Below are 202 nucleotides of genomic sequence, written 5' to 3'. Positions count from 1 at the left end.
CGATAGATGTTGTTTTGGGCGTTCTGGGTCGAGGTGACATGCGACTTGATGTCGTCCGCGAAGGCCGTGTTGTTGCCGTTCATGTTGACGACGTTCTGCGTCTGGCCGATCAGCTGCGAGGCGTTGAAGGTCGAGTCGATCTTGACCGCGCTGAACACGGGCAGGAAGGGCACGAAGCCGCCGCGCACGGCGCGCATGGCGC

1 protein-coding gene is annotated in these 202 nt (G+C 61.9%); it reads right to left on the bottom strand.

The window, feature by feature from the left end; translation table 11 throughout:
- Positions 1-202 (bottom strand): hypothetical protein (locus tag ACYP5B_RS45935; protein WP_459574019.1); only part of this gene is annotated, 202 nt, incomplete at both ends.

The sequence above is a fragment of the Cupriavidus sp. 8B genome, assembly GCF_054589115.1.
Note: the sequence above shows the minus strand (reverse complement) of the source record. Positions and strands in the feature narration are given on the sequence as shown.